Source organism: Fictibacillus sp. WQ 8-8 (genome assembly GCF_024494405.1).
GTDB lineage: Bacteria > Bacillota > Bacilli > Bacillales > Fictibacillaceae > Fictibacillus_C > Fictibacillus_C marinisediminis.
The window spans coordinates 237,491-253,228 of the sequence record NZ_JAMXKG010000001.1; the positions used below are offsets into that span (position 1 = coordinate 237,491).

A 15,738-nucleotide genomic window follows, 5' to 3' on the forward strand; every position below is an offset into this window, starting at 1 on the left:
TCTAGCCGTTCGTTTTCAACCCAAAAAAGTATACCATACACCAAAAGCGTCTTACATACCCTTTTTAAACTTTGTCAATGAAACTTTCGACAAAGGTTTTATTAAGATTTCATTTTAATCTATGGATCTTTAAAAAACAGCAAGCAAATGGAAAAAATATTGCTGTTTTTGTCCAGAAGCTTTTTATGACAGAAAACCACCGTCTCCTGAAGCGGAAAACGGTGGCCTCAATTTATACAGTTAATTTAACAAACTTTCTTTTTCCTACTTGAACGATTGTATCATCTTTTATCTCAATCTCAAGTTTTATGTCTGACACCTTTTTTCCATTAAGCTTCACCCCGCCGTTCTGAATCATTTTCCGGGCTTCACTTTTGGAACTTAACAACTGCAGGGCAACAAGAAGTTCAACGACAGCAACATTTCGATCGCCATTCCACTTCACTTCCGGGATTTCTTCAGGCAATGCTCCTTTTTGGAAAACACGCAGAAAATGCTGTTCTGCTTTTTCTGCTGCTTCCTTTCCGTGGAACATCCGGACAAAAGTCTTGCCTAGCTGGATTTTCGCGTCACGAGGGTGAAGGGTGCCTTCTTTTAGATCCTCTTTCAGCTTGTTCTTTTCATCCACCGTGTAATCTGTGGCCAAATCAATATACTTCGGCATCAGTTCATCAGGAATGGACATCGTTTTGCCGAACATCTCATTCGGCTCTTCATTGATTCCAATGTAGTTGCCTTTTGATTTTGACATCTTTTCAACACCGTCAAGACCTTCAAGTAAAGGCAGCAGCATCACGGCCTGCTTCTCTTTTTTATAGTGTTCCTGCAGGTGCCTCCCCATCAGCACGTTAAAATGCTGATCGGTTCCCCCGAGTTCAAGATCACTTTCCAGAACAACAGAATCGTAGCCTTGCATGAGCGGGTAAAAGAATTCATGAAGAGAGATCGCCTTGCTCGTAGAGATCCGCTCTGTAAAATCATTTCGTTCAAGAAGCCGCGCAACGGTTATTTTGCCTGCCAACTGGATGACATCCTCAAAGTTCAATTTGGAAAGCCAGTCAGCATTATAATGAAGCTCCACCTTTTCCATATCCAGCACTTTGCCGAACTGCTCAAAATAGGTCTTCGCATTGTGTTTCACTTCTTCATCAGTAAGCTGCTTCCGTACAGCGGATTTGCCGGTAGGATCCCCGATCTTGCCTGTAAAATCACCAATAATGAGCTGGATAATGTGCCCGTTTTGCTGAAACTGCTTCAGCTTTTGCAGAACGACCGTGTGTCCGATATGAACGTCCGGAGCAGAGGGATCCAAGCCAAGCTTTACTTTTAAAGGCTTATTCTTAAGCAAAGACTTCGCGATCTTCTGTTTAAACTCGTCAGCAGGAATGATCTCCTGTACACCATTGGCATACAGTGCATATTGCCGCTCCAGCTCGCTTTTTTGGTCAGCTGACAATAGTTGAATCAAATCTTTCATCCTAATCATTCCTCCTTAAAAATATAAAAAACCACATCCCTAAAAAAGGGACGTGGTTTTTGCACGCGGTACCACCCTTGTTGAAGCTTAAAGCTTCCACTCAAGCGAATTAACGGTTCAGGCCGTTCTCTGCTACTGATCTGAAATGAATGACCGGTTCACAAAGAAAGTTCGAGGAGGTAATTCATACTTATCTGTGACCGGTTCTCACCACCCACCGGCTCTCTGAAACAGGGAGATAACTACTACTGATTCCTCTCATTACTTTTATCTCTTTTGGTTTTTAACTAGTTTAGAGTATTCAGCGGGAGAATTCAAGTTAATTCCAGGTGTTTTGGTTTGGAGGCGGTTGTTGTGGTGGTGAAGAAGTCTGAATAGTTAGATTGGATCAATTAAGTGCTTGTTTGGCTCAATTAATTTGAGTTAGACTCAAATTATTCTCCATTTGGCTCAATTATCCCTGATTTACGCTCAATTCCATCATTTCATCGCACAAAAAGGCCGCCGAACATCCCGGCGGCCCCACAATTACTCTTTTTATTTTCGATCCTTGGAAGTATGTCGCTCTTCTAATACGCCCAAAACTTCAGCAAACGGAAGCTTTTGTTCCTGCAAAAGGACAAGAAGGTGATAAATCAAGTCGGCTGCTTCCCATTTCAGTTCTTCTTTGTCGCGATTTTTCGCAGCAATGATCACCTCTGAAGCTTCTTCTCCGACCTTTTTCAATATCTTGTCCACACCTTTATCAAAAAGATAGGTAGTGTATGCTCCCTCAGGCATCTGCCGCTCTCGCTCGGCAATCAGCCCCTGCAGCACATTAAGTATTTCAGGAGATTTACTTCCTCCTGCTTTGCCCGGAACAACATCCCCGTAGGATGTTTTCCCTTCAGTGGCTGATCCATCGGTGACTGGCACGTCGGTGACTGGCACCGAACTTATGGTGCCTGTAACCGAACCTCGCAGGGACTCACCTGTAACCGAACCTCGTAGAGGCTCTTCATCAACCGAACCTCGCAGTGATGCTTCCCCAGAAAAACAACTCTCAGCCCCGGTATGGCACGCAGGCCCCTTCGGATCGACAAACACGACGAGCGCATCCTGGTCGCAGTCCATGCGGATGTCCACGACTTTTTGCGTGTTGCCGGACGTTTCACCCTTGTGCCAGAGCTCCTGGCGAGAACGGCTGTAGAATACCGTTTCACCAATCTCGAGTGTTTTTTTCAGCGACTCTTCATTCATATACGCAAGGGTAAGCACCGTTTTCGTACGGGCGTCCTGAACGATGGCCGGCACCAGCCCTTTTTCATCAAACTTTACGGAAGACACATTCATCGGATCACCACTCCTTTTTCTTTTAGCTCTTTCTTTACTTCTCTAACCGACGTTTCCTTATAATGAAAGATGCTGGCAGCAAGACCTGCATCTGCTTTTCCTTCTGTAAAAGCTTCATGGAAGTGCTGTGCATTCCCCGCTCCGCCGGATGCGATGAGAGGAACCGTAACTGCTTCACTTACTGCTTTCGTCAGTGCCAGATTAAAACCGCTCTTTTCTCCGTCCTGATCCATGCTCGTCAGCAAAATTTCGCCTGCACCCCGCTTGACCGCCTCTTTCGCCCATGCCGTTACTTCCCACTCGGTCGGTTTCCTGCCCCCATGAGTATAGACACGCCAAGAACCAAGAGATTCATCATACTTGGCATCGATCGCTGTGACAATACATTGGGAACCGAAGTAATCAGCGCCTTCTGTAATGAGCTCAGGGCGCAAAAGTGCAGCTGTATTAACAGAAACCTTATCGGCGCCTGCTCGCAGCACACGTTTCATGTCTTCCAGTGAATTGATGCCGCCACCTACGGTAAACGGGATGGCGAGCTGGCTCGCCACCCGGTCCACAACATCGATCATCGTCTGCCGGCCTTCATGAGAAGCGGAAATATCAAGAAAGACAAGCTCATCCGCGCCTTCCCGGTCATAAAAAGCTGCAAGCTCGACCGGATCACCAGCGTCAATGAGGTTGACGAACTGTACGCCTTTTACAACTCTGCCTTCTTTGACATCAAGACAGGGAATGATTCGTTTTGTCAGCATTTATTTCACCTTCTCCAGCGCTTCCTCTAGTGTAAATCTGCCTGTGTACAGGGCTTTCCCGATAATCGCACCGCCGATGCCGCGGTGGTCTTTTTTCAGCGCCTCAAGGTCAGCCAGTGAGCTGATTCCACCTGATGCAATGACGTTTTTACCAGTTAAGCCCGCAAGCTGGCCGATCGCTTCGGTGTTTGGCCCTTGCAGGGTACCGTCCTTTGAGATATCTGTAAAAATAAACGTCTCTGCTCCTTCAGCAGCCAGCCGCTCGGCGAGGTCTTCCGCCTTTATTTCTGAGTTAATGAGCCATCCTTCAGTCGCCACATAGCCGTCTCGAGCATCAATTCCAATGGCAATCCGATCTCCGTAAGTACGAAGCATTTTCAGGACAAATTCCGGATTAGAAATCGCCGCGCTTCCCAAGATCACCCGGTTCACACCCTCTTCCAGATAGTAGGCTACATCGTCTTCCGTGCGTATGCCTCCTCCAACCTGTACAGAAACCTCAAGTTCTTTGGCAACTCGGACAGCATGCTGATGGTTGACTCGTTCGCCGGCCTTCGCCCCGTCAAGATCGACCATATGGATCCATTTTGCCCCCGCTTCAGCGAATTGCTTGGCCATATCGAAAGGGGAATCTCCATAAATGGTTTCCTGGTTATAATCTCCCTGAAGCAGTCTCACGCATTTTCCGCCGCGCATATCAATGGCTGGATACAATAAAAATTCACTCATGCCTTCGCCTCCTCTGCCAGATTGCAAAAATTGCTTAAAATCGCCATTCCGGTTTCTGAACTTTTTTCCGGATGAAATTGTGTGCCGAAAATATTGTTTTGCCCGACAACCGCTGGTACGTTTCTGTCACCATATTGCGCCTGGGCGATCAAACACCCGCTGTCACCTGCTTGGACCGCATAGGAATGAACAAAATATACATAGCCTTCATCCAGATTTTCAATCAACGGAGAGGTTCGGTTGTACTCAAGTTTATTCCAGCCCATATGCGGCACTTTGTACGTCTCCCCGCTGCTCGTGATTCCTGAGAACCGTTCAACCGTGCCAGGCAGAAGACCCAATCCCTTGGTGATGCCATTTTCCCCGCTTTCTTCAAAAAGAAGCTGCATGCCGAGGCAGATACCGAGCAATGGCTTTCCTGCCGCGGCTTCTTCTTTTATAAAATCTGCCAAACCGGTTCCATTTAAAATGGCCATGGCATCTTTAAACGAACCCACGCCGGGAAGTAGAAGCTTATCTGCTTTTGCCAGTTCTTCTTTTTGATCCGAAAGAAAATAAGGCTGATCCAGACGTTTTAAGGCGGAACTTACGGAGTGCAGGTTTCCCATTCCGTAATCGATGATGCCGATCATTTACAGCATCCCCTTTGTTGAAGGAACACCCTTCACACGAGGATCAATGAGGGTCGCCTCATCCAACGCTTTCGCAAAGGCCTTAAAGACGGCTTCAATCATATGGTGGGTGTTTGTTCCGTAATGCACAATCACATGAAGATTCATTCGTGCTTCCAGTGCAAGCTTCCAGAAGAACTCGTGCACAAGCTCCGTATCAAATGTTCCGACCCTTTGAGAAGGAAATTCTGCACGAAACTCCAGATGAGGGCGATTGCTCAAATCAATAGCCACTTGGGCAAGGGTTTCATCCATCGGGACAAAAGCGTTCCCGTAACGCTTGATCCCCTTTTTATCACCAAGGGCTTCTTTTATCGCTGTTCCAAGACAGATTCCAACGTCCTCTGTTGTATGGTGGTCATCAATCTCAGTGTCACCCGCAGCTTTCACCGATAGATTAAATAGGCCATGGCGGGTAAACCCGTCCAGCATGTGGTTCAGGAAAGGCACAGGTGTGTCGATGTCCGATTGTCCTTCGCCATCGATGGAAAACTCCAGGGCAATCTGGGTTTCTTTTGTATTTCTTTCTATTGAATAGGTTCGGTTACTCATGTTCGGTTTCCCCCAATCTTTTCTCTACTGCTCGTGCGTGTGCTTCAAGTCCTTCAAGCCGGGCAAATGCGGCGATTTTTTTTGCATTATCCTGAATGGCTGTTTCACTGTACATGATAACACTTGATTTTTTCGTAAAATCGTCCACATTAAGCGGAGATGAAAAACGTGCGGTTCCGCTCGTCGGCAAGACGTGGTTGCTGCCGGCAAAATAATCGCCAACAGGTTCAGAGCTATTCGGTCCCAGGAAGATCGCGCCCGCATGTTTGATTTGCCCCAGCAGTTCTATCGGATTTTTCGTCATGACCTCCAAATGTTCCGGAGCAATCTCATTGATCAAATCAATCCCTTCCGTTAAGCTTTCCACGAGATAGATGGCTCCATAATTGCGCACCGCTTCCCCTGCAATCTCTTTGCGCGGAAGGGTTTGGAGCTGCTTATCCACTTCTTCTGCCACCTGTTCTGCGAGTACTTCTGATGTCGTAACCAGGACAGCTGCGGATCTCGGGTCATGTTCGGCCTGTGACAGCAGGTCGGCAGCAATATAGGAAGGATTGGCATTCTCGTCGGCCAAAACGGCGATTTCACTCGGCCCTGCAATCATGTCAATATCAACCGTGCCGAACACTTCACGTTTGGCGAGCGCCACATAAAGGTTTCCGGGACCAACAATTTTATCTACGTTCTGGATCGTTTCTGTTCCATAAGCAAGAGCCCCAATGGCCTGTGCTCCGCCGCTTTTATAGATCGCAGCCACGCCGCTTTCATTGGCGGCTACCAGTACACCAGCCGGGAGCTTGCCGTTTTTGTCAGGCGGAGAAATCAGCACGATCCGCTCTACGCCGGCCACCTTTGCTGGTGTTACACCCATAAGCACAGACGAAGGATAAGCTGCTGTACCACCGGGAACATACACGCCTACGGAATCAAGCGGTGTAATTTTCTGGCCAAGCACTGTACCATCCTGTCTAGTAAAAAACCATGATTGCTTTTTTTGCTGAACATGGTATTCCTCTATGTTCCTGGCGGCTTCTTTTATGATTTCAACCATTTCATCGTCGATTTCATCGTATGCCTGCTGAATTTCTTCTGGTGACACCTGCAATTCCTTCAGCTGCACCCCGTCAAACTTCTCTGTCAGCTCAAAAAGCGCGGCATCTCCCTGTTCTTTTACCTGGTTTAAGATACTTTTAACAGAAGAAAGCTGTGCTTCAGAATCCTGATCGATGTTTCGCTTTAAACTTTTTAAGTCTATCGCTCTCTCAATCTTCACAGTACTTCCTCCTTGCTCTCTACCACTTTGCTAAGACGTTCGACCAGCTCATCAATAACCTCTGCTTTCATGCGGTAGCTCGCTGGATTGACGATAATTCTGGACGTAATTTCCCGGATTTTCTCCATTTCTACAAGGCCATTCTCCTTCAATGTTCTTCCGGTAGAAACGATATCGACAATGCGGTCCGCCAATCCGATCAGCGGAGCGAGCTCAATGGATCCATTCAATTTGATGATCTCCACCTGTTCTCCCTGCTCCCGGAAATACTGTGCCGCCACATTCGGATATTTCGTCGCAATCTTGGGTGCCACTGAGTTTTCTCTTTGTCCGGGAAGTCCAGCCACAGCCAGATAACAGTCGCTGATTTTCAGGTCCAGGACTTCATATACATCCCGTTCTTCTTCAAGCATTACGTCTTTTCCAGCGATCCCTGCATCTGCAACGCCGTGCTCCACATAAGTGGGAACGTCCATGGGCTTGGCCAGGATAAAACGCATCCCTGCTTCTTCTATTTCAATAATGAGTTTTCTCGAATCTTCAAATTCGGGAGGCAGCGGATAACCCGCCTGGCGCAAAAGCTCTACTGCTTCCTGAAAAATCCGCCCTTTTGGCATTGCTACCGTTAATAAGCTGCTCATTGTACCTCCCCTTTCTCCGGTTTGCCGATATAATAAATGACTTCTTGAAAACGGCCGCTGTATTCATCAACGTTGCCGACCCCTGAAATATCCTGAACAATAGCAGATAGTCCTTTTTCACGAAGTTCTCTTGATTTTTCGATTGCTTCTTTTCTGCGTTCCGGACTAAAAACGATGCATGTCCGAGGGTTAAGTGGCTTTTTCACGTTCAATGCCTCGATCAAGTAATCAAGCCGGATACCGAAACCGATCGCCTGCGCACTCCTGCCGAATTCACCGAGCAGCTGATCATACCTCCCTCCGCTGCATAGCGGAAAGCCTAGCTCATTGGTATATCCTTCGAATACGATACCCGTGTAATAGCTCATATGGCTGAAGAGCGTAAAATCAAGGATGACTTTATCTTTTACTCCGTACAAATCTAAAATTGAAAAAAGCTCTTGTAAATCAGCAACTGCTTTTTTCCCTTCAGGTACTGACATACCTTTGGCCTCATCCAGGATCTCTTCCCCCCCTCGCAGGTGAAGCAGATCCAGCAATCGTTTTTTATCAATGGACGACAGTGCCAGGTTTTTCACATGACTGGCGTAGCCTACATAATTTTTTTCATATAAATATCGCAAAAGTTCTTCTGCTCGCTCAGCGTTTCCGAGCACTTCAAGAAAAAGTTCATTAAGGAACCCAATATGCCCCACGGCCACTTTAAATTCTTGCAGTCCTGCCTTTGAGAGGGCTGACACCATGAGCGCGATAACCTCCGCATCTGCACTTGATGTTCCATCGCCAATCAGTTCGACGCCTACTTGTTCAAATTCTGCAGGGCGGCCTCCTTCCCGCTGCTGTGAACGGAATACAGCCGAATCATACGCCAGACGAATGGGATACGAAACATCTTTCATGCTCGAAGAAACCACTCGGGCGATCGGCGCTGTCATGTCTGGCCTGAGGACGAGCGTTTTTCCTTCTGAATCCATTAGTTTAAAGAGCTGCTGATCCAAGATCGCAGATGCTTCGCCTACTGTATCGTAATATTCTAAAGTAGGGGTTTGAATGAACTGATAGCCCCATCCTTTGATCTCTTGTTCCATCACCTTACGAACCTGCTGTTTTACTTGATATAACACGGGAAGAGTATCTCTCATCCCCATTGGTTTTTCGAAAACAAACGGCTTTGACATTGACTCACACCTTCACTTTGCTTTAGTTCGCTAATATACTACCGAGATAAAATATACGTTGTAGTCTACACCTCTTTTTGTCATTCGTCAACCGAAAGAGCGGGAAGGCAACACTTGCAGGCTTGACCCTTTTATCGATAAAATACGTTAAAGACGGATGAAAAAGGGAATACTTGATGGGAGCTAAAAACATAGGAATCACTGCAGTTAATTTAGTATTTCACAAAAAAACTCTACTATAAAGGAGCATACATATTGATTAATCGCATTTTTTTCATCGGAATTATACTAGGAATTCCTTTATCTGTCGCCGCCAGCCTGATGCATTGGCCGGCAGTTGCTTCATTTATTATTTACTGCGTAACGATTGTTGCCCTGGCTTCATTCATGGGAAGAGCGACCGAGAGCCTTGCCATTACAGTTGGCCCCAGGGTCGGGGGGCTGCTTAACGCCACCTTTGGCAATGCCGTAGAGCTGATCATTTCTATTTTCGCCTTAAAAGCTGGATTAGTTTCAGTCGTGCTCGCATCTTTGACAGGTTCAGTATTGGGGAACCTTTTGCTTGTCGGGGGACTTTCGTTCTTTATCGGCGGCTTGAAGTTTAAACGGCAAAAGTTTAATGTGCATGATGCCCAGCACAACGCGGGATTAATGATTTTTGCCATTGTTGTAGCTTTTGTTTTCCCTGAAGTATTCTCATTGACACTTGATAATCACGAATCTTTTACATTAAGCATATGGGTTTCTGCGATCATGATCGTCCTTTACTTGGCTGCCCTCTACTTTAAGCTTGTGACTCATCGCGGCGTTTATGCCTATGACGAGGAAAGCGGAGAGCATGATGAAGAAGAAGCAGCAGAGTGGACGAAGAAGAAATCAATCAACGTTTTATTCCTCGCAACCTTGGCTGTTGCGTACATTTCAGAAAACCTCGTGCATACGTTTGAAGAAGTAGGCAGAGCACTTGGCTGGAGCGAAGTATTCATCGGGATTATCATCGTCGCAATCGTTGGTAATGCAGCGGAACATGCTTCTGCTGTATTGATGGCCTACAAAAACAAAATTGGAGTAACTGTTGAAATCGCCGTCGGTTCAACACTCCAGATCGCCATGTTTGTTGCTCCTGTTCTAGTTCTTGCTTCCATGTTCTTTGAGAAGCAGATGTCACTTGTCTTCTCACTGCCTGAACTCGTTTCGATGGTCTTGGCTGTGTTCCTGACCATCTCCATTACGAATGATGGGGATACCAACTGGTTTGAAGGCTTGACCCTTCTCGCAGCCTACCTGATCATGGGTGTCGGATTCTATCTTTTGTAACAAAAGACATATTGTTTATCCAAGATGATGAATTAGGGTATGTTTGGATTGAAGAGGCCTATAAAAAGCCAGCTATCCCAACCCTGCTGTAAATAAAAAATGACTTGAGGGGCTCTCTCAAGCATCAGTATGAGAGGTTTGACATGTCAATCGTAAAAAAAGCTTCAACAGCGAGAACATGATGTTCCGCTGCTGAAGCTTTTTTCATCCGAAGAAGATGTCCATGATCGTCCCGAGCTGCCCTTTCTTCCCTTCCAGAATGGACGGATTGTAAACCTCCACATATCCGCAGTTCTCACACGAAACAAACAAATAATGGTTATGCTGGATATCGAGAAGCTTGCTTAAGCCCGATCCTGTCATGGCAAGTTCCTTCGTTTGACATTGGTCATGCTGGCATTTCACACATTTAAATCTTGAGCGTATTTCATCCGTTACACGACTCATTATTCATCACCCTTTTTATGATTTTCTCTATCATACTTGTCCCTTACTGTGGATAAGGTAATAGTAATCATATGTTTTTAAGGAAGGCGGTTATGATCGATGCCAGAAGTTATTCAACTGGGGCTCTTACACTTGAACACTCAGCTTTTGCTCCTATTGTTATCTGGAATGTTTGCTTATGGAGTGGTGCATTTTAAAGCCAAAGAGGAAAACAAAGGGTATGCAGAAATCAATCTAGTCTGGAATGCCGCAACCCTTATCCTTTTCATATGGAAAATAAGCTATTTTTTTCTACACCCGTTATTGACGATTAAGCACCCCAGTTACCTTCTCTATTTCTCAGGAGGCACACCGGGGCTGGTTTTTGGGACGATCGCTGCTGGTTTGTATGTTTTAATTGCTCTGAGCAGAACGCATGCATCAGCATCCTCTTTATTATTCACTGGCACACTCTCCGGAACTGCCTTCTGCATGTTTTACGAGGGTGTTCATGCTTTTTATGAAAAAAGCATCGTGTCCGCTGCCTTTTCCACCGTATCATGCGGGATATTTTTTGTTCTTCTTTTCATGAAAAACAAACTTTTTCACAGACTCAGCTCGCTTGTACTAGCAGCTCTTGTTTTGCTTTCTTTAGCAGGAACCGCCACTATCGAGAATAAAAAGCTTCCAGCTGCTGAAGCAGGAGTATCAGGTTTGAAAAGAGGCAACACCCCGCCTGATTTCAAACTAAACTCTTTGGACGGGAAAACGATCTCACTTTCCCAATATAAAGGAAAAACAGTGTTTCTGAACTTTTGGGCCAGCTGGTGCCCTCCGTGCCAGGCTGAGATGCCGGAGATGCAGCGGTTTTATAAAGAACATCGAAGCAAAGATGTGGTCATTCTCGCCGTGAATCTTACATCAGAAGATTCACGTGAAGCGGCCAAAACATTTGCCAAAAAGCATCACGTCACCTTCCCTGTTTTATATGATGAAAAGGGGAAGGTGGGTGGAAAGTATCATGCGTTTACCTTACCAACGACGTATGTCATAGACAAAAGCGGCACGATCGCCCAGCTTCATATTGGTCCCCTGAACGCAGACATGATGGAATCACTCATTCAATAGATCATTCACAGCTTTTTTTCCAGGATGATCTTTAGCTCTCCCTTGCTGTCGGTATACGTCCCAATGATGTCAAAACCACATTTTATATTGAGGATCAGCATACTTCTCCATTTATTCTTGGTCTTCGTCTGAACCGAATGATAGCCTTCCCTTTTTAGCCATTCGTGCTGCCTCTTCATTACTTCTGAGGCCAGTCCTTGCTTTCGATATTCTGCTTTAATTCCTCCTAACCAGCTATAATATTGGCCGTTTTTCTGTTCATAGCCCATCTTAAATCCAGCCAGCTCTCCATTCCGTGAAACGGCAAGGATGGAGAGATTTTTCTTGCCCTCAAGCCCCGCGAACAATATTTTTCGGTCCTGTCCAAAAATATCTTCATAGAGCTGATGCAGTTCTTCATGATGGACCGCTTCAGATTCCGATATAAAATGATAGGTATCTTTCTTCTTTCGTCAGCTTCTCCCTACAGCGTTTTTCGAAAAGAATAGCAGTATCGTTCATAGCCCAGCCTGTCTTCGTAGAAGCGATGAGCATCTTTCCGCTGAACTCCCGATTCCAAAGAGGCAAATTCACAGCCCTGCTCTTTAGCCCATTGATGCACATGATCCAGCAATTTTTCTCCGTATCCTTTTGATCGGTGATCCGGATGAGTAACAAGATCATAAACAAAAACGTGTTTTTTATTATAAAAATTGGTCCGTACGATAATTCCCGCAACAGCCGCTGCAACTCCCTCCTGCTCAAGAGCAAAAAGGCGGTATCCCTCCTTTGACTTAATCTGCATGAGCTCCAAGTACTCCTGCTGAGACAGTTCCGTTCTCAGCTCTTTCATTACTGTAAACCCTTTGAGCCACTCGGACTTGCCAATCAGTTTTCTTTTACAGTTCCAGTCATCATTTCCATGTTTAACCCTCCATTTCAGCTGCCTTATTACTTCTCTAAGTGATGCTGAATTCCTTGAGGGACTTTTTTTAAACAAAAAGCTCTGTTAGTCCATGTTGTTGATTTTTGGTAGGGGTGATTGAAGCGCCCTCTGAAAAGCAGAAGGGTATAAGCAAGCTTTTTCCCATCTGCTTTTCTTGCGCTTCATTTGTTTCACAAATCAGCCGGCTCTTATCATCGCCAGCTATCACCCCTTTTTCATGGAGAAAAAACTTGAGGGCCTCTTTTAAGCATCAGTATGCGATGTCCATTATGATTGGAAATCAACAATATGCTTTAACAAAGCCAAACAAAATAAAAAACCAATGCATGTATCTGCATTGGTTTTTCTCAGCAAAATTTAATGTTTTCTGCGCAGCCTTTTAACTTTTACAAATTGAGATACGAATTTTTCCACTTCTAAATCCCGGCATAATAAATAAAACCGGTGATGGTGTCCGTCCTTCATTTCAGACAGATGGCAATCCAGGTGTTCGTCCAATTCGTCCCGTGAAACGTTGACTGTATATTTTTTACCATGGTTCGGAATTTCGATGTTTACATGATTAAGGAAATGGAGTTCTTTCAGCAAATAAACCGTGGAATCAAGGAGTAGTTGGTACACTGCTTCTTCAGTGCCTAAGTAGTGTAAGTAGTCTTCCTTCCCGAGTGCAGAATGAGGTACTAGCCTGCGATAGGATGCATAATCACCATAATAATAGATACTGGCTTTATCATCATGCAGCTCATAGTGCTTTACAAATGCACTTCCTTTTAACCGGGAAACCGTAGTGCGAAAACGGTAAGCGTCTCTTGTTGCAAGAAGTTCTGTGTTGCTGCTGGCTTGGGATGCAGAATGTTGACCCATGGTGCTATCATCCATGAGATGGCCTACTTTGAATGTATCTCTTACAAAAAATATAGAAAAAGATTTTCGATTCAAGTTTCTTCCCTCCTGCTTACCGAGTTGTCTTGTTTCTAGTATACTCCTTACGCAATAAAAACCCAAGAGCCGAAAGCACGACAAAATTCAACTTTTTTCCCGCTCCCGGCCTTCCATTTCTTCTTTCGTATAAATGATTTGCATGGGATTTCCGCCGACAAAGGCCCCTGCGGGTACGTCTTTATGAACGAGTGTGCCTGCAGAAACAACTGCACCATGTCCAATCGTGACCCCTGGAAGGATCGTGCTGTTTGCACCGATCATCACTTCATCCCCGATGGTCACATCACCAAGCCGGTACTCCCGGATCAAGTATTCATGTGCGAGAATCGTCGTGTTATAACCGATGACCGTATTTCGGCCAATCGAAATCCGCTCGGGAAACATGACATCCATCATCACCATCAGGGCGACCGCTGTATCTTCTCCTACCTTCATCCCGAGAAAAGTCCGGTAGATCCAGTTTTTCACGGGCAGAAAGGGAGTATAGCGCGATACCTGGATGGCAGCAAAATTCTTTGCCACCTTCCAAAAAGGCACCGTGGCATAGACCTGGTAAAGCGAATTTTTGCCTTGAACAGGGTACCGTTCCGTTTTTCTCACTTTATTTCTCTCCTAAAATGGCCAGCAGGTCCGTCATTTCATCCAGCATATAATCTGGTGAAAACTCCTCAAGATACTCACGGCCACGGATAGTCCAGGCCACTCCTGCTGTTTTTGTCCCCGCATTTTTTCCTGACAGAATATCATACTTGCTGTCACCAATCATAATGGCTTCCTCGGGCTTGGCATTCAGTAGAGCCAGTGCTTTTTCCACAGGTTCCGCATCAGGCTTGGCCCGCTCCACATCATCGAGCGTAACGATCGTATCAAAATAGCAGTCAAGACCGGCAAGTTTAAGCCCCAGGTTAACGGAACCTCTCATCTTTGTGGTCACGATGCCAAGTTTGTAGCCGTTTTTATGCAGCGTCTCGATCGTTTCAATCACCCCTTCAAACTCTGTAACGAGTTCATCATGGTGAGAAAGGTTATGGTCTTTGTACGTTTCAATGAGCTCTTTGACTTGGTTCTTGTCAAAGTGCTCCATCGTTTCGGTCAGGGGCATCCCCATCAGAGGAATAATATGTTCGCGATTGTATTGTTCAGGGAAAAACTTATCAAGCGTATGAAGATAGGAGGCAATGATTAGTTCGTTCGTGTTGATAAGCGTTCCGTCTAAATCAAATAAAGCCGTATTGATTTTCATAGCATGAGAGTCCTTTCGTGTTGTTCTGTCTGGCTTTTACTTAAAGGGCAGCCGAGAGGGCTTACCCTTCCAGGTAGCGCTTCTCAGACAGTCCCGCTTTGCGGCGGTAGATGATTAAAATGATTGACACGGCGATCAGTACGAGAGAGATCACTTGAGCGATCCTTAATGTTGAGGTGAGCATCAAGCTGTCCGTCCGCAGTCCTTCAACAAAAAATCTTCCGATCGAATACCAGATGACATAGCTGAAAAACAGCTCACCCCGTTTGAGATTAGCTTTTCTTAACAACATCAGGATCACAAATCCCGCCAAGTCCCAAAGTGATTCATATAAGAAAGTAGGGTGATAGTACGTTCCATTAATGTACATTTGATTCACGATAAAGTCGGGCAGGTGCAGGGTGTTTTCCAAAAAGCTGCGGCTGACGGGGCCTCCGTGTGCTTCCTGATTCATAAAATTGCCCCAGCGTCCGATTCCCTGGCCGAGTATGATACTGGGAGCCGCGATGTCCGCCAGTTTCCAGAACGAAATGCCACGGATTTTTGAAAAAATAAAAGCGGTTAAAAAAGAACCGATGAGCGCCCCATGGATGGCGATGCCGCCTTCCCAGATGGCAATAATTTTTTCGGGATGCTTACTGTAGAAATCCCATTCAAACGCAACATAATATATCCGTGCACAGATAATGGCGATCGGCACTGCCCACATAACAACGTCCACGAACATATCTTTCCCAAGCCCGCGGCGTTCAGACTCCCTGACGGCAATCCAAAGCCCGAGCAAAGCTCCAAGCCCGATAATAACCCCATACCAATAGACGGTAATGGGGCCTAGTTCAAATGCAACCCGGTCAATCGGATGAATACTAGCGTCCACGATTCACACTTCCTTCTATCTATCTTTTTCTATGATTTAGGCTGTTTTCGTAAAATTTGTTGCCCTTGGGAGTAGTTGATTTCCGTTTCAGGATGCTAGCTTTCCGCGGGGCGGGCGGTGAGCCTTACCGGCGCAAGCGCCTAGCTCCTCAGCGTATGCGCCTGTGGGTCTCACCTGTCCCGCTTCTCCTAGCCGTAGTCTCGCCCCTTGCACTCCAATCAACTTATCAAAGAAGATTCTTTACTAAATCGTCCCAAAGCAAAAATCATTTA

At 45.8% G+C, this 15,738-nt stretch carries 18 protein-coding genes and 1 other annotated feature; of the genes, 2 read left to right on the top strand and 16 right to left on the bottom strand.

What is annotated here, in order from left to right; genetic code table 11:
- Positions 1-232 precede the first annotated feature (232 nt).
- The 9 genes from tyrS to M1K46_RS01280 form a co-directional block, all read right to left on the bottom strand.
- Entirely contained in the window at positions 233-1,477 is a 1,245-nt protein-coding gene (tyrS, locus tag M1K46_RS01240) for a tyrosine--tRNA ligase (protein ID WP_256224547.1), read from the bottom strand.
- 43 nt (positions 1,478-1,520) lie between these two features.
- Positions 1,521-1,748, bottom strand: a binding site (T-box leader).
- Between the two features lie 266 nt (positions 1,749-2,014).
- The gene (gene hisI, locus M1K46_RS01245; RefSeq protein ID WP_256224548.1) at positions 2,015-2,809 is read right to left on the bottom strand and encodes a phosphoribosyl-AMP cyclohydrolase; all 795 of its coding nucleotides are present in this window, start codon (positions 2,807-2,809) and stop codon (positions 2,015-2,017) included.
- Positions 2,806-3,564 (bottom strand): imidazole glycerol phosphate synthase subunit HisF, encoded by a 759-nt coding sequence (hisF, locus tag M1K46_RS01250; protein WP_256224549.1) that lies wholly within the window; start codon positions 3,562-3,564, stop codon positions 2,806-2,808. The genes hisI and hisF overlap by 4 nt, the downstream gene beginning before the upstream one ends.
- Positions 3,565-4,293 carry a 1-(5-phosphoribosyl)-5-[(5-phosphoribosylamino)methylideneamino]imidazole-4-carboxamide isomerase gene (gene hisA, locus M1K46_RS01255; protein WP_256224550.1) on the bottom strand — a complete coding sequence of 243 codons (729 nt, stop codon included), beginning with the start codon at positions 4,291-4,293 and terminating at the stop codon, positions 3,565-3,567.
- On the bottom strand, positions 4,290-4,925 hold the full coding sequence (hisH, locus tag M1K46_RS01260; protein ID WP_256224551.1) for an imidazole glycerol phosphate synthase subunit HisH: 636 nt from the start codon (positions 4,923-4,925) through the stop codon (positions 4,290-4,292). The genes hisA and hisH overlap by 4 nt, the downstream gene beginning before the upstream one ends.
- The gene (hisB, locus tag M1K46_RS01265) at positions 4,926-5,516 is read right to left on the bottom strand and encodes an imidazoleglycerol-phosphate dehydratase HisB (protein WP_256224552.1); all 591 of its coding nucleotides are present in this window, start codon (positions 5,514-5,516) and stop codon (positions 4,926-4,928) included.
- On the bottom strand, positions 5,509-6,789 hold the full coding sequence (gene hisD, locus M1K46_RS01270; RefSeq protein WP_256224553.1) for a histidinol dehydrogenase: 1,281 nt from the start codon (positions 6,787-6,789) through the stop codon (positions 5,509-5,511). The genes hisB and hisD overlap by 8 nt, the downstream gene beginning before the upstream one ends.
- Positions 6,786-7,430 carry an ATP phosphoribosyltransferase gene (hisG, locus tag M1K46_RS01275; protein ID WP_256224555.1) on the bottom strand — a complete coding sequence of 215 codons (645 nt, stop codon included), beginning with the start codon at positions 7,428-7,430 and terminating at the stop codon, positions 6,786-6,788. The genes hisD and hisG overlap by 4 nt, the downstream gene beginning before the upstream one ends.
- A complete protein-coding gene (locus tag M1K46_RS01280) occupies positions 7,427-8,608 on the bottom strand; it encodes an ATP phosphoribosyltransferase regulatory subunit (RefSeq protein ID WP_256224557.1) in 1,182 nt (393 codons plus the stop codon). The genes hisG and M1K46_RS01280 overlap by 4 nt, the downstream gene beginning before the upstream one ends.
- A 252-nt stretch (positions 8,609-8,860) precedes the next feature.
- On the opposite strand from M1K46_RS01280, the gene cax reads away from it, so the two are divergent.
- A complete protein-coding gene (gene cax / locus M1K46_RS01285; RefSeq protein ID WP_256224976.1) occupies positions 8,861-9,925 on the top strand; it encodes a calcium/proton exchanger in 1,065 nt (354 codons plus the stop codon).
- 204 nt (positions 9,926-10,129) lie between these two features.
- Here the strand turns inward: cax and M1K46_RS01290 are convergent, their stop codons facing one another.
- Positions 10,130-10,372: a zinc ribbon domain-containing protein gene (locus tag M1K46_RS01290; protein WP_053357070.1), complete on the bottom strand. Its 243-nt coding sequence runs from the start codon at positions 10,370-10,372 to the stop codon at positions 10,130-10,132.
- 99 nt (positions 10,373-10,471) lie between these two features.
- On the opposite strand from M1K46_RS01290, the gene M1K46_RS01295 reads away from it, so the two are divergent.
- The gene (locus M1K46_RS01295) at positions 10,472-11,479 is read left to right on the top strand and encodes a peroxiredoxin family protein (protein ID WP_256224558.1); all 1,008 of its coding nucleotides are present in this window, start codon (positions 10,472-10,474) and stop codon (positions 11,477-11,479) included.
- A 5-nt stretch (positions 11,480-11,484) separates the two neighbouring features.
- On the opposite strand, the gene M1K46_RS01300 is transcribed toward M1K46_RS01295, so the two are convergent.
- From M1K46_RS01300 to lgt, 6 genes are all read right to left on the bottom strand, one after another.
- Positions 11,485-11,904 carry a GNAT family N-acetyltransferase gene (locus M1K46_RS01300; RefSeq protein ID WP_375162169.1) on the bottom strand — a complete coding sequence of 140 codons (420 nt, stop codon included), beginning with the start codon at positions 11,902-11,904 and terminating at the stop codon, positions 11,485-11,487.
- Between the two features lie 38 nt (positions 11,905-11,942).
- Entirely contained in the window at positions 11,943-12,311 is a 369-nt protein-coding gene (locus tag M1K46_RS01305; RefSeq protein ID WP_256224560.1) for a GNAT family N-acetyltransferase, read from the bottom strand.
- A 450-nt stretch (positions 12,312-12,761) separates the two neighbouring features.
- The gene (locus M1K46_RS01310; RefSeq protein ID WP_091002963.1) at positions 12,762-13,343 is read right to left on the bottom strand and encodes a hypothetical protein; all 582 of its coding nucleotides are present in this window, start codon (positions 13,341-13,343) and stop codon (positions 12,762-12,764) included.
- A gap of 87 nt (positions 13,344-13,430) precedes the next feature.
- On the bottom strand, positions 13,431-13,946 hold the full coding sequence (locus tag M1K46_RS01315) for an acyltransferase (RefSeq protein WP_062237940.1): 516 nt from the start codon (positions 13,944-13,946) through the stop codon (positions 13,431-13,433).
- Position 13,947: 1 nt separating this feature from the next.
- Positions 13,948-14,589 carry a pyrophosphatase PpaX gene (gene ppaX, locus M1K46_RS01320; RefSeq protein ID WP_256224561.1) on the bottom strand — a complete coding sequence of 214 codons (642 nt, stop codon included), beginning with the start codon at positions 14,587-14,589 and terminating at the stop codon, positions 13,948-13,950.
- Positions 14,590-14,650: 61 nt separating this feature from the next.
- Positions 14,651-15,466, bottom strand: coding sequence for a prolipoprotein diacylglyceryl transferase (lgt, locus tag M1K46_RS01325; protein WP_091002960.1), 816 nt, complete (start codon positions 15,464-15,466; stop codon positions 14,651-14,653).
- Between the last annotated feature and the right edge of the window lie 272 nt (positions 15,467-15,738).